Here is an 11,992-nt window from a genome sequence, read left to right on the forward strand (position 1 = left end):
ATTAATTTATAAGCAATAAAGTTGTGATATGCATCCATCATGGATTTTCACTATGGATTTTATGACTTTGCGAATATGGACAAGCTGATTTTTTGGCAAAAAAAACCTCCGCACCAGGCAGAGGTTTTCTTTATAAGGCGAGAATTAACGCGCCAGCCAGCCGCCGTCCACCGCAACGGTGTAGCCGTTGATGTAGTCAGATGCCGGGGAGGCCAGGAAGACAATCGGCCCCATCAGATCGCTTGGCAGACCCCAACGGCCCGCCGGAATGCGGTCGAGAATTTCCGCGCTACGCTGTTCATCCGCACGCAGCTGCTGGGTGTTGTTGGTCGCCATGTAGCCTGGTGCAATCGCGTTGACGTTGATGTTGTGCTTCGCCCACTCGTTTGCCAGCAGACGGGTCACGCCCATCACGGCGCTTTTTGACGCGGTGTAAGACGGCACACGGATGCCACCCTGGAAAGAGAGCATGGAGGCGATATTGATGATTTTGCCGCCGTTACCCTGGGCGATAAAGTGTTTCGCCGCCGCCTGAGACATGAAGAACACGCTCTTAATGTTCAGGTTCATCACGTCATCCCAGTCGCGCTCGCTGAAGTTGATCGCGTCTTCACGACGAATCAGACCCGCGTTGTTGACCAGCACATCGATATGACCAAATTCAGCCACGGCGCGATCCAGCAGTTCAGGGATCACGTCGATTTTGCGCAGGTCCGCAGTCAGGCTCAGGAAGCGACGACCCAGCGCAGTCACGCGCTCGATGGTTTCAGTCGGTTCAACAATGTTGATCCCCACGATATCACAGCCCGCTTCCGCCAGACCCAGCGCCATACCCTGGCCCAGACCGGTGTCACACCCGGTTACGACCGCTACTTTACCCTGCAGAGAAAATGCATCCAGAATCATGTTTGTTCCTTAATCTTTCAGAGCCTGTCACGAACAGGCAGGTTTATGCTTCACTGCCCGCGACTAGCGCAGATCCTTAACAGCGACGTGGTCCATGTCATCGAAGACCTGATTTTCACCGACCATACCCCAGATGAAGGTATAGGCTTTGGTGCCAACACCGGAGTGAATGGACCAGCTCGGCGAAATCACGGCCTGCTCGTTTTGCATCACGATATGGCGCGTCTCTTGTGGCTGCCCCATCATGTGGAACACGCAGGCGTCTTCGTCCATGTTGAAATAGAAATACACTTCCATGCGGCGCTCATGGGTATGGCACGGCATGGTGTTCCACAGGTTGCCTGGATCCAGTTCGGTCAGGCCCATGCTGAGCTGGCAGGTTTCCAGCACATCAGGAACGAAGTATTTGTTGATGGTGCGGCGGTTGCTGGTGAGGTTGTCACCGAGGGTGACTGGCGCAACATCCGCTGGAGTGACTTTTTTGGTTGGGTATGCCGTATGAGCCGGTGCGCAGTTGTAGTAGAACTTCGCCGGTTTGCTGTTATCGATGCTTGCGAACACCACTTCCTGCGCGCCTTTGCCGACATACAGGGCATCGCGGTGACCGATTTCATAGCAGGTGCCGTCTACCGTGATAGTGCCCGGCCCGCCGATGTTAATCACACCCAGCTCGCGACGCTCCAGGAAGTAGCTGACGCCCAGCTGTTTACCCACTTCGCCACCCACGGAAACGGTTTTAGTGGTTGGCATGATCCCGCCGACGATGATGCGGTCGATGTGGCTGTACACCATGGTGTATTCGTCGGCCACAAACACCTTCTCAACTAAAAACTCATCGCGCAGACCCTGAGTATCCAGTGTTTTAGCGTGCGCGCTGTGGATGCTTTGTCTGACGTCCACATTTACCTCCAGAATTGATCGTGCCCGAGGGCAAGGATGATTAACGAAACAACGTTCCGTTTTCTCTATGAGCACATAGTATCCGCTGCGAAATGGGTTTTCAATTACATTTAAAACGATGTTTCACTTTTTCTGCATCTTAATAACAGAAGTGTAGTTTGGATCACGATTGTTAAGCGTTGACAGGGATGCAGAGGTGGCACACGGAAAACAAGTGAAGAATATTTATCATAGTAAACAATCAATTATAAAACCTTTAAGATTTGACCGCAGAGAAAACATTCCACGTTCAAAATCAAAGATAGCCCTCACGACAAACAATTATTCTTACAAAGTGCGCCATCAGTCACACACATTGAAACGATGTTTTGATAATTTAACACTCAGTTTTTAACTTATCTCACATTCAGATCTGACTGGCAGAAAGTATCCTGCGGTCATATTAAAGGAGCGCATCATGGCTAAAGGTATGCGGGTCAAGCTGAACTATGACGTCAGCCGCGATCCGGATACAGGCGTGGAAATCACCCGCCTGACCCCACCGGAAGTAACCTGTCATCGAAACTACTTTTATCAGAAGTGCTTCTTTAATGATGGCAGCCATCTGCTGTTCGCCGGAGAGTTCGACGGCCACTGGAACTACTATCTGCTGGATCTGAAAAAAGCCGAAGCGGTGCAACTGACGGAAGGCGCGGGTGACAATACGTTTGGCGGTTTTCTCTCGCCGGATGATAAGTCCCTTTATTACGTCAAAAACGACCGCACTCTGCTGGAAGTGAATCTGGACACGCTGGTCGAGCGCGAAGTGTATCGCGTCTCCGACGAGTGGGTCGGCTACGGCACCTGGGTCGCCAACAGCGATTGCACCAAACTGGTCGGGATCGAGATCGCCAAAAGCGACTGGACGCCACTGAACGACTGGAAAATTTTCCACGACTTCTTCCACAAAGGGCCGCACTGCCGCCTGCTGCGCGTGGATCTGAAAACAGGTGAAAGCGCGACCATTCACGAAGAGAAAAACTGGCTCGGCCACCCTATCTATCGCCCGTTCGACGACAATACTGTCGCCTTCTGCCACGAAGGCCCGCACGACCTGGTGGATGCGCGGATGTGGATGGTGAACGAAGACGGCAGCAATGTGCGCAAAGTGAAAGAGCATGCCGAAGGCGAAAGCTGCACGCACGAATTCTGGGTGCCAAACGGCTCCGCGCTGGTGTATGTCTCGTATCTGAAAGGTCAGCAGGGCCGCACCATTTACAGCTTTAACCCGGACACCGGCGTCAACGACGCGGTCATGCAGATGCCAGCCTGTTCCCATTTGATGAGCAACTTTGACGGCACCCTGCTGGTCGGCGACGGTTCTGGTACGCCGGTGGATGTGAAAGACACCAGCGGTTATACCATCGATAACGATCCTTATCTGTACGCCTTTGACGTGGCGAAAAAAGCGCACTTCCGCATCGCCCGTCACGATACCTCCTGGGCCACCGTGGCAAACAGCCGGCAGGTGACCCATCCGCATCCATCCTTTACTCCGGATGATAAAGCGGTGCTGTTCAGTTCCGATAAAGACGGCAAACCCGCTCTCTATATCGCGAAACTCCCCGAGCAACCTGAAATGTTGCATGCATGATTTAAGTTAGTGTTTCTGTAACTGGCCTTGCCCTCCTCCTGGAGGGCTTTTTTTTGGTTTGAAGAACATCTGTTTGCTCGTGATTTCGACCCGACCAGGCGAATACCGCCTGCCGATAGGCATAAAAAAAACCGGCTCATGCGAGCCGGCTTTTTCCCGGAGGTACTTATTATTATTTAGAAGGAATATGCCACACCTAAACGGAAACGCGTCTGACGTTCGTCGGTCTCTTTCACGCCCACGTTGCCCACTTCCACATACGGCGCCCAGTTTTTATCCCATTTGTATGCCAGCTTAGCGTTATATTCGTTGGAATAATCTTTATTATTATTACGAATCATCCCTTCTGAACTCTTCGCGTAGACATAGTTCAGCTCGGTACGGAAATCACCCATTACCCAGCCTACCCACGCATCGCCACGATTAACTTTATCGTCGTCTTTATTTGAGCTTGAAGGATAGCGCGTATATTCGTAACGATAACGTGCCGCCACATAGAAGCCACTGTCGAAACTGTATTGCAAATGAAGATTCGGTTTATAGATGGTACGGCTGTCATTACTTTCGATGGTAAATGCCGGTGTCAGCGCAATATTGTCGGTGGCTTTCCAGCGCCAGCTAATCTGGTCTTCGTGGCCGTTACCGACGACATCCGCAAAAGGCTGGTCGGCTTTATCGCCGCCTGATTTCCATTTTGCTTCAACGGAAAAACCTAAGCCATTGGCGAAGCGGTGTGACACGGAAACACGGTCGGCGTTAGAGCCGCTGTCGATGTATTCGTGACGTAAATCAACGGTAACAGCCTGAGCTGCGAAAGACGCACCAACGAGAGAAGCAAGGACCAGAGATTTTTTAAACATGACAAAACCCTCAAATAAAATTATGTTTCGTTTTTATGAAATTGCATTTTATTTTTTAAATAACGATATTTTAGTGATCGAGATCGTAATTATTTGTTTCAATTTTTTTGGCAAAGATCGACGTGACACCCATCAACAAACATCGGGTATTAAAAGGGAATTTCAGGTTTAAGATCACAAAAAGAGGATATTTGATCAGAATATGAAGTTTCTGGATTTAACTGGAGGCTTTAGAATCATCTCATAAGCGTAAAAATAGATTTCAGGCGCACACAAAAAAGCCTCCAATAAGGAGGCTTTTAAAGAGAGACCTATTTCAGTGCGGTTATCTTTCGATGGCGAGCGCCACGCCCTGTCCGCCACCAATGCACAAGGTCGCCAGCCCTTTGCGGGCATTGCGCTTGGTCATCTCATGCACCAGCGAAACTAAAATACGGCAGCCGGATGCGCCGATCGGGTGCCCAAGTGCAATCGCCCCACCGTTGACGTTCACCCGGCTCGGATCCCACTCCAGCATTTTCCCCACCGATATCGCCTGTGCGGCAAACGCTTCATTCACTTCAATCAGATCCACGTCGCTGAGCTGCCAGCCCGCGCGCTCAAGACAGCGGCGCGTGGCATATACGGGAGCGATGCCCATCAGGGCAGGATCGACGCCCACGCTGGCGAACGCTTTGATGCGCGCCAGCACCGGCAGATTCAACTCTTCGGCTTTGCTTTCGCTCATCATCATCACCGCCGCTGCGCCGTCGTTGATCGACGAGGCGTTGCCCGCCGTCACCGAGCCGAGCGTTTCAAAGGCAGGATTGAGTTTAGCCAGCCCTTCCGCGCTGGCATCCGTGCGCGGCTGTTCATCCGTATCGATAATCAACAGCTCGCCGTTGTGGCGCAGGGTGTCCACCGGCACGATTTCATCACGAAAACGCCCTGAGTCGATGGCGGCACGCGCTTTTTGCTGCGAACTGAGCGCGTAGGCGTCCTGAAGCTCACGGCTGATGCCGTACTCCCGCGCCAGGTTTTCTGCGGTCACGCCCATATGGTAATCGTTGAATGCATCCCACAGTCCGTCATGCACCAGGCTATCGAGCAGCTGGCTGTTGCCGAGCTGTGCGCCGGTGCGGCTGTCCGTCAGGACGTGCGGCGCGCGGCTCATGTTCTCCTGGCCGCCGGCGATGATCACATCGGCCTCGCCGCACTGGATCGCCTGCGTCGCCAGATGCAGCGCTTTCAGACCCGAACCGCAGACGTCGTTGATGGTGATCGCCGACACAGTATTCGGCAGCCCGCCTTTCAGTGCCGCCTGACGCGCAGGGTTCTGCCCGGCGCCCGCCGTCAGCACCTGGCCCAGGATCACTTCATCTATTTCATGGGCGGGGATTCCACTGCGTTCGACCAGCGCCCTGACGACCACGCTCCCCAGCTCCACCGCAGAATGGCGAGCCAGCGCGCCCTGGAAACAGCCGATTGCCGTACGCAACGCCCCCACGATCACGACCTCTTTCATCTCTACCTCTGCGCAAAATGACACCGCTGATAGTAGATGTATTGTTATCAACAATTAACGTAATTGTTTAAAAAAAGTGAGTTTTGTCACAGGATTAGCGCGCGTCCTGCAGATACTGGCGCAGCCAGCTTCCGGCGACGCCTGGCGGGCTTCGTTTGTTCCACAGAAGATCGATGGCGATGGTGCGCGGCCAGCCGGGAACGCTGATTTGTACGAGGCTTTTCGCCGCGGCGAACTCTTCCACCAGCGCACAGGGCAGCGCGCACCAGCCGAAGCCCTGCACCGCCATGCTGAGGAGCAGCAGATAGTTAGGCGCAGACCAGATGGGGCCGCGCACTTGGGTGGTTTCCCGTTCCAGATATGTGCTCAGCTGCAGTTCGCGCCAGCCGTGCAGCTCATCCACCTCCACTCTCCCCTGCGCCGCTAGCGGGTGGGTGGTGGCAACATAGATCGCCATCTGGGTTTGCATCGGCAGGCGGATCACGCCGATCCCGGTGGGGTAAATATCGCGCGCTTCCGTAAGGCCGACCTGCGCACGCTCTTTTTGCAGCAGATCGATGACGTCCTCTTCCTCGCCAATCAAACACTCAAATTCCGTGTGCGGAAAGCGCTTGTCGAACTGGATCATCAGATCCTCCAGCACGTCCGGGTTGAGCGTGTCCGAGAGCACAAAGGTCAGCCGCGCTTCCGTCTGGGCAGTCAGGGAGACGGCCAGTTCGTCCAGACGCGCACTGGCGGCCAGAATCGACTGTACGTAACCCAGCACCTGCTCGCCCTGTTCGGTTAACACCGGTTGACGGGCGGATCGGTCAAACAGGGCAAACCCCAGATCTGCCTCCAGATTGGCAATCGCGGTGCTGACAGTGGACTGGCTTTTACGCAGGCGTCGCGCCGCAGCGGAGAACGAACCGGTAGCCACGGTTTCGACAAAAGCGGTAAGGGCTTCGGGAGAGTAGCGCATGATGTATCTATTTTATCGATGGATAGTATCTTTTATATATCACAAATTACGATAAAAATAGGCCACATCAACGCCCATTCCGGCGAATTCATGAGGTCAGGTTATGCAACACAATGTACAAAAACGAAAACTGCCGGAGCGTATCTTCCACGCGGTGTGCTTCGAAGGGATTGCCACGGCAATTCTGGCGCCGACCGCCGCCTGGTTAATGCAGCGTTCGATGGTGGAGATGGGTGGACTCACCATCATCCTGGCGACCACAGCGATGGTCTGGAACATTATCTATAACTATGGATTTGACCGTTTGTGGCCCGTTCACCGCGTAACCCGCACGGCAAAAGTGCGTGCGTTTCATGCTCTGGGCTTTGAGTGCGGCTTTATCGTAATCGGGGTGTCGATCGTCTCGGCGGTGCTCGGCGTAACGCTGCTGCAGGCATTTACCCTGGAGATCGGTTTCTTCCTGTTCTTCCTGCCGTACACCATGTTCTATAACTGGGCGTACGACACGCTGCGCGAAAAAGTCATCAAGCGCCGCCAGCAACGACGTGCCCTGGCGAACTGATCCCTCTAAGGCCGGAACCCTCTTCCGGCCTTACCTGCGACGTCAACTGCGCCTTCAACGCATAATTATGGTAAATTACCCTCCTTTTTGTTCGTTTTATAGTTGATACGTTGCTCTAATGTCGAAAATTTGGTCAAAAGAAGAGACTCTCTGGAGTTTCGCCCTCTATGGCACTGCCGTGGGCGCAGGAACCCTGTTCTTGCCCATTCAGCTCGGCTCCGCAGGCGCGATTGTCCTGCTCATTACGGCCCTTGTGGCTTATCCTTTAACCTACTGGCCGCACAAAGCGCTGGCCCAGTTTATCCTGTCGTCGAACGCCAAAGGCAGTGAAGGGATCACCAGCGCGGTGACGCACTACTACGGCAAAAAGATCGGCAACCTGATCACCACCCTCTATTTTGTCGCCTTCTTCGTGGTGGTGCTGATTTACGCCGTGGCGATCACCAACTCGATAACAGAACAGCTGGCGAAGCATCTGACCGTCGACACCACCGTGCGCGTGCTGGTGAGTCTTGGCGTAGTGATGGTGCTGAATCTGATCTTCTTAACGGGCCGTCATATCACCCTCAAGGTGATGGGTTTTCTGGTCTTCCCGCTGATCGCCTACTTCCTGTTTGTGTCCCTGTATCTCACCGGCAGCTGGCAGCCGTCGCTGCTGACCAGCCAGATGGCGTTCGATCAGCACACGCTGCACCAGGTATGGATTTCTATTCCAGTGATGGTTTTCGCTTTTAGCCATACGCCAATCATCTCCACTTTCGCCGTCGACAGACGTGAAAAGTACGGTGATGCGGCCATGGGTAAATGCAAAAAAATCATGAAGGTCGCGTACCTGATTATTTGCCTGAGCGTGCTGTTCTTTGTCTTCAGCTGCCTGCTGTCGATTCCGCCGTCGTACATCGTGGCGGCCAAAGAAGAGGGCGTGACAATTCTCTCGGCCCTCTCGATGATGCCATCTTCCCCGGCATGGCTGGGTATTTCGGGCATTGTGGTGGCGATTGTGGCGATGTCGAAATCTTTCCTCGGCACCTATTTTGGGGTCATTGAAGGGGCGACGGAGATCGTCAAATCGTCGCTGCATCAGGTGGGCATTAAGAAAAGCCGCGCCTTTAACCGCGCGGTGTCGATCATGGTGGTGTCGTTTATTACCTTCGTGGTCTGTTTCATCAACCCGAACGCGATTTCGATGATTTACGCCATCAGCGGGCCTTTGATCGCCATGATTCTTTTCATCATGCCGACGCTCTCCACTTATCTCATCCCGACGCTGAAACCTTACCGCTCTTTCGGCAATCTGCTGACGCTGATCGTCGGCGTGCTGTGCGTGTCGGTCATGTTTGTCGGATAGCCCTCATGCAGGCCCGGTGAGCGCTTCGCTTTCCGGGCTACACTTGCCGCGCTATACGATAAAGCACATGCTCCGCCAGACGATGATCGGGGGCGAGCGCAGGATGCAAAAACTCGCCCTCTTTTATCATCCCCAGGCGTTTCATCAGGTTCTCTGACGGCGCATTCAGCACCGAGGTAAATGAGACCACCTCGCTCAGCCCCAGCGTTTTAAAGCCATACTCCAGCGCCGCCGTGGCCGCCTCGTACGCCAGCCCCTGATGCCAGAACGGTTTTGCCAGACGCCAGCCAATCTCCGTGCAGGGTGAAAAGGCAAAACGGTCAGGCTGAGGGTGCAGCCCCAGGCTACCGACAAACTCCCCCGTCGCGGTTAACTCAACGGCCCAGAATCCCCAGCCGCGTTCGGCGATGCCTTCCTGAAATCGCGCGGCAAGATTGTCGCTCTCTTCCCGCGTCAAGGTCGCCGGGAAAAATCGCATGACGTCGCTGTCGCCATTGAGTGCCGCAAAAGGGGCGAGATCTTCTGGCCTCCACTGCCGGAGCAGCAGTCGTGGTGTCTCTATCATCGGGTTATCCTTGTTTTAAGGTGTCGAGGGGGAATGGCCGGTCCTGCACGACGGTTTTCATCACCAGCGTCGAGCGCAAATGCTGCACGCCAGGCATTGCCGACAATTTCTCATCGTACAGTTTCTGGAACGCGGGGAGATCGCGCGTGACCACATGCATTAAATAGTCAGGATCGCCGAACAGACGCTGCGCCAGCACGATCTGCGGGATCTCTTCCACCGCCGCCTCAAAGGCGCTGACGGCCCGCTTGTCGCCCTCTTTTAACGTCGCAAAAACAATCGCCACAAAATTGAAGCCCATTTTCGCGGGATCGAGATTTGCGCGATAGCCCGTAATCGCCCCGCTCTGCTCCAGGGCGCGCACGCGTCGGTGACAGGGTGAGAGGCTTAAGTTTACCCGTTCGGACAGTTCCGTAAGCGACAGACGGCCATCCACCTGTAGCTCAGCAAGTATTTTTCGATCGATGCTATCCATTTAGAAGAGTTTCTCATTTTAGACCTGTTTTCAGCATAACATTGGAAGCTCATTTCGCCTGGATGTCGATATTCTTTCTTTCCGCTAATATCGTTTTTGAAGGGTGATCAAAGAATGGAAATGAGTATCGTCGTCGGGTTCTGGCTGGTCTCTTTTCTGCTGATAATGACGCCAGGCGCCGACTGGGCTTATGCCATCAGCGCGGGGATCAACGGGCGGCGCGTGGTACCGGCTGTGATGGGGCTGATGTCCGGGCATTTGCTGGCGACGGTTATTGTGGTGGCGGGTGTCGGGGTGTTGATCGCCGGGCATCCTCTGGCGCTGTCGCTGCTGACCGTCCTGGGTGCCGTCTATTTGCTGTGGCTGGGCGTGACGATTTTGCGCCATCCGGCCACGGTCAGCGCCGCTGAGCAGCAGGACGGAAGCTGGAACCAGTGGGCGCTTAAAGGGCTTTGTATCAGCGGACTGAACCCGAAAGTGTTCCTGCTGTTTCTGGCACTGCTTCCGCAATTTACTGACCCCAAAGGCAGCTGGTCGGTGCCTGTACAGATGTCCGCGCTGGCGATGATGCACCTGCTCACCTGCACGCTGATCTACCTGCTGGTGGGCTACGGTTCACGGGCGCTATTAGCCACACGCCCGCAGGCGGCGCGGGTGGTGGGCATGATTTCAGGTGGGGTGATGGTGGTCATATCCGTCATTCTGATTTACGGACAGTTCAGATAAAAAAACACCGGCGGGAGCCGGTGCTGAAGTCAGGCGCGGATATCGTCGTATTCGCGCGTTTTATCAAACTCGTGTTTGGCGAACGGGCACAGCGGGATAACTTTGCGGTTCTCCACGCGCATTTTCTCGACCACTTTCGCCACCAGCTGTTTTCCTACGCCCTGCCCTTTCAGGCTGGCATCGACGTCCGTGTGCTCGATAATGCTTAGATGTTCCCCGGTCGGAACAAACACAATTTCAGCAACCTGATTCCCTTGTGCATCGTTGACGTAAAACTTGTTGTGGCCTTCCAGAATATCCATGGTTCCTCGCTTATTTCTGGCGGTACTTCAGGGCACCGCTCGGGCAGGTATCAATCACTCTCTTGACCGTCTCGACATCCACTTCATCGGGGATGATCCACGGCTTACGCTTCAGATTAAACAGCTTGCTGCTGCCGCGCACGCAGTTTCCTGAGTGCTGGCATATCCCCGTATTGAAGTAGACATCGATCTTTTCCCCGGTATAGGCCCGGTACCCCGCGTCCAGTAAATCCTTATCCATGACATTACCTCTGTTATTGTTATGCGTTCGGGATAAGCATAGCGCCGATATCACGAGGTGACTATGGCTCAGCCGAGCTGTGTCATCAGCATCTGACGTAGCCAAACGTGGCCCGCATCGCGATGCAACCGTTCATGCCAAAGCATCAGCATATCAAAGCCTTCCACGTCGACAGGCGGCGCTGAGACAGTTAATCCCGCCACATTACGCGTGAGCCTTTCCGGCACCACCGCCACCAGATCGGTCTTCAACAGCGCTTCGACCAGGAACAGGAAATGCGGCACCGACAGCACGACTTTTCGTGCCAGCCCGCTGCGGGCCAACGCCACGTCTGTAGCAGCCCAGAAGCCGCCGCCATCCGGGGAGACTATCGCGTGTTCGAGCTGTGAAAACTGCTTTGCCGTGACGCCCGTTCGGAGCGCCGGATGGTCGCGACGCCCTGCCAGAACATAGCGCTCGCTGAAGATCACCCGCTGATGCAGTGACGCGGGCGCCCCCTCCCGGGTATGAAAAATCAGATCGATATCGCCCTGCTCAGCCTGCCGCAAAATCCGCTGCGGATTAAGCTCATACACGGCGAGGCGCGAGAGCGGCGCCGCCTGGCGGAGTGCTTCCAGCGCGGGCAGCAGGATTGCCGTCGCCATGTAGTCCGTTGCCGCCACGCGCCAGGTATTTTCTGATTTCTCTGGTTCGAATGATGCCGCCGGGGCGACCACCGACTCCAGAGCCGCCAGCGCCTGACGCAGCGGTTCCCGCAGGGCGTCGGCTCGGGCCGTTGGCCTCATCCCGCGCGGCCCCGGCAGAAGCAGCGGATCGTTAAAAACTTCCCGTAACCGAGCCAGCTGGACGCTGACGGAGGGCTGGGAGAGGTTCAAGCGCCTCGCTGCCCGGGTCACATTCAGCTCGTCGAGGAGCACCTGCAGCGTGAGGAGGAGATTGAGATCCAGTTGCGAGAAATTAATCATGGCAATACCTGTCATTGCGGTAATCAATTTTTACTATAACGGAG

The 11,992-nt window shown here is 54.8% G+C and carries 14 protein-coding genes; 4 read left to right on the forward strand and 10 right to left on the reverse strand.

The annotated features are described in order from the left end of the window. Window positions 1-144 precede the first annotated feature (144 nt). Both kduD and kduI read right to left on the reverse strand, forming a co-directional pair. Window positions 145-906 (reverse strand): 2-dehydro-3-deoxy-D-gluconate 5-dehydrogenase KduD, encoded by a 762-nt coding sequence (kduD, locus tag ABIE11_RS12535; protein WP_100779059.1) that lies wholly within the window; start codon window positions 904-906, stop codon window positions 145-147. A gap of 63 nt (window positions 907-969) precedes the next feature. Further along, the gene (gene kduI / locus ABIE11_RS12540; RefSeq protein WP_429184606.1) at window positions 970-1,806 is read right to left on the reverse strand and encodes a 5-dehydro-4-deoxy-D-glucuronate isomerase; all 837 of its coding nucleotides are present in this window, start codon (window positions 1,804-1,806) and stop codon (window positions 970-972) included. 457 nt (window positions 1,807-2,263) lie between these two features. Here kduI and ABIE11_RS12545 point away from each other — a divergent pair, with 457 nt between their 5' ends. After that, window positions 2,264-3,439 carry an oligogalacturonate lyase family protein gene (locus ABIE11_RS12545; RefSeq protein WP_100779057.1) on the forward strand — a complete coding sequence of 392 codons (1,176 nt, stop codon included), beginning with the start codon at window positions 2,264-2,266 and terminating at the stop codon, window positions 3,437-3,439. A gap of 176 nt (window positions 3,440-3,615) precedes the next feature. On the opposite strand, the gene ABIE11_RS12550 is transcribed toward ABIE11_RS12545, so the two are convergent. The 3 genes from ABIE11_RS12550 to ABIE11_RS12560 all read right to left on the reverse strand — a co-directional run bounded on the left by ABIE11_RS12550 (window position 3,616) and on the right by ABIE11_RS12560 (window position 6,764). Then, on the reverse strand, window positions 3,616-4,299 hold the full coding sequence (locus tag ABIE11_RS12550; protein ID WP_100779056.1) for an oligogalacturonate-specific porin KdgM family protein: 684 nt from the start codon (window positions 4,297-4,299) through the stop codon (window positions 3,616-3,618). Window positions 4,300-4,624: 325 nt separating this feature from the next. After that, complete coding sequence (locus ABIE11_RS12555) at window positions 4,625-5,803, reverse strand: acetyl-CoA C-acetyltransferase (RefSeq protein ID WP_100779055.1); 1,179 nt, start codon at window positions 5,801-5,803, stop codon at window positions 4,625-4,627. Between the two features lie 94 nt (window positions 5,804-5,897). Further along, window positions 5,898-6,764, reverse strand: coding sequence for a LysR family transcriptional regulator (locus ABIE11_RS12560; RefSeq protein WP_319417818.1), 867 nt, complete (start codon window positions 6,762-6,764; stop codon window positions 5,898-5,900). 103 nt (window positions 6,765-6,867) lie between these two features. On the opposite strand from ABIE11_RS12560, the gene ABIE11_RS12565 reads away from it, so the two are divergent. Together ABIE11_RS12565 and ABIE11_RS12570 are read left to right on the forward strand one after the other, a co-directional pair. Continuing rightward, window positions 6,868-7,326, forward strand: coding sequence for a multidrug/biocide efflux PACE transporter (locus tag ABIE11_RS12565; RefSeq protein ID WP_100779053.1), 459 nt, complete (start codon window positions 6,868-6,870; stop codon window positions 7,324-7,326). 118 nt (window positions 7,327-7,444) lie between these two features. Continuing rightward, the gene (locus ABIE11_RS12570) at window positions 7,445-8,674 is read left to right on the forward strand and encodes an amino acid permease (protein ID WP_107702904.1); all 1,230 of its coding nucleotides are present in this window, start codon (window positions 7,445-7,447) and stop codon (window positions 8,672-8,674) included. A 37-nt stretch (window positions 8,675-8,711) separates the two neighbouring features. On the opposite strand, the gene ABIE11_RS12575 is transcribed toward ABIE11_RS12570, so the two are convergent. Both ABIE11_RS12575 and ABIE11_RS12580 read right to left on the reverse strand, forming a co-directional pair. Then, complete coding sequence (locus ABIE11_RS12575) at window positions 8,712-9,239, reverse strand: GNAT family N-acetyltransferase (RefSeq protein ID WP_100779051.1); 528 nt, start codon at window positions 9,237-9,239, stop codon at window positions 8,712-8,714. Between the two features lie 4 nt (window positions 9,240-9,243). After that, window positions 9,244-9,714: an Lrp/AsnC family transcriptional regulator gene (locus ABIE11_RS12580; protein ID WP_194512115.1), complete on the reverse strand. Its 471-nt coding sequence runs from the start codon at window positions 9,712-9,714 to the stop codon at window positions 9,244-9,246. A gap of 114 nt (window positions 9,715-9,828) precedes the next feature. On the opposite strand from ABIE11_RS12580, the gene ABIE11_RS12585 reads away from it, so the two are divergent. Then, window positions 9,829-10,440: a LysE family translocator gene (locus ABIE11_RS12585; protein WP_100779049.1), complete on the forward strand. Its 612-nt coding sequence runs from the start codon at window positions 9,829-9,831 to the stop codon at window positions 10,438-10,440. A gap of 29 nt (window positions 10,441-10,469) precedes the next feature. Here ABIE11_RS12585 and ABIE11_RS12590 read toward each other — a convergent pair whose 3' ends face one another. The 3 genes from ABIE11_RS12590 to ABIE11_RS12600 form a co-directional block, all read right to left on the reverse strand. Then, window positions 10,470-10,742 carry a GNAT family N-acetyltransferase gene (locus tag ABIE11_RS12590; protein ID WP_429184607.1) on the reverse strand — a complete coding sequence of 91 codons (273 nt, stop codon included), beginning with the start codon at window positions 10,740-10,742 and terminating at the stop codon, window positions 10,470-10,472. A gap of 10 nt (window positions 10,743-10,752) precedes the next feature. Further along, window positions 10,753-10,983 (reverse strand): 4Fe-4S mono-cluster protein YjdI, encoded by a 231-nt coding sequence (gene yjdI, locus ABIE11_RS12595; protein WP_100779047.1) that lies wholly within the window; start codon window positions 10,981-10,983, stop codon window positions 10,753-10,755. Between the two features lie 68 nt (window positions 10,984-11,051). After that, complete coding sequence (locus tag ABIE11_RS12600) at window positions 11,052-11,948, reverse strand: LysR family transcriptional regulator (protein ID WP_194512116.1); 897 nt, start codon at window positions 11,946-11,948, stop codon at window positions 11,052-11,054. Window positions 11,949-11,992: the final 44 nt, after the last annotated feature.

This window comes from Lelliottia sp. 489 (genome assembly GCF_050435885.1).
Taxonomy (GTDB): domain Bacteria; phylum Pseudomonadota; class Gammaproteobacteria; order Enterobacterales; family Enterobacteriaceae; genus Enterobacter; species Enterobacter nimipressuralis.

What these genes read in the sequence shown, in the direction of transcription:
- kduD (WP_100779059.1), bottom strand. Translation starts at nt 906, where the DNA reads ATGATTCTGGATGCATTTTCTCTGCAGGGTAAAGTAGCGGTCGTAACC.
- ABIE11_RS12545 (WP_100779057.1), top strand. Translation starts at nt 2,264, where the DNA reads ATGGCTAAAGGTATGCGGGTCAAGCTGAACTATGACGTCAGCCGCGAT.
- ABIE11_RS12550 (WP_100779056.1), bottom strand. Translation starts at nt 4,299, where the DNA reads ATGTTTAAAAAATCTCTGGTCCTTGCTTCTCTCGTTGGTGCGTCTTTC.
- ABIE11_RS12555 (WP_100779055.1), bottom strand. Translation starts at nt 5,803, where the DNA reads ATGAAAGAGGTCGTGATCGTGGGGGCGTTGCGTACGGCAATCGGCTGT.
- ABIE11_RS12560 (WP_319417818.1), bottom strand. Translation starts at nt 6,764, where the DNA reads ATGCGCTACTCTCCCGAAGCCCTTACCGCTTTTGTCGAAACCGTGGCT.
- ABIE11_RS12565 (WP_100779053.1), top strand. Translation starts at nt 6,868, where the DNA reads ATGCAACACAATGTACAAAAACGAAAACTGCCGGAGCGTATCTTCCAC.
- ABIE11_RS12570 (WP_107702904.1), top strand. Translation starts at nt 7,445, where the DNA reads ATGTCGAAAATTTGGTCAAAAGAAGAGACTCTCTGGAGTTTCGCCCTC.
- ABIE11_RS12575 (WP_100779051.1), bottom strand. Translation starts at nt 9,239, where the DNA reads ATGATAGAGACACCACGACTGCTGCTCCGGCAGTGGAGGCCAGAAGAT.
- ABIE11_RS12580 (WP_194512115.1), bottom strand. Translation starts at nt 9,714, where the DNA reads ATGGATAGCATCGATCGAAAAATACTTGCTGAGCTACAGGTGGATGGC.
- ABIE11_RS12585 (WP_100779049.1), top strand. Translation starts at nt 9,829, where the DNA reads ATGGAAATGAGTATCGTCGTCGGGTTCTGGCTGGTCTCTTTTCTGCTG.
- ABIE11_RS12590 (WP_429184607.1), bottom strand. Translation starts at nt 10,742, where the DNA reads ATGGATATTCTGGAAGGCCACAACAAGTTTTACGTCAACGATGCACAA.
- yjdI (WP_100779047.1), bottom strand. Translation starts at nt 10,983, where the DNA reads ATGGATAAGGATTTACTGGACGCGGGGTACCGGGCCTATACCGGGGAA.
- ABIE11_RS12600 (WP_194512116.1), bottom strand. Translation starts at nt 11,948, where the DNA reads ATGATTAATTTCTCGCAACTGGATCTCAATCTCCTCCTCACGCTGCAG.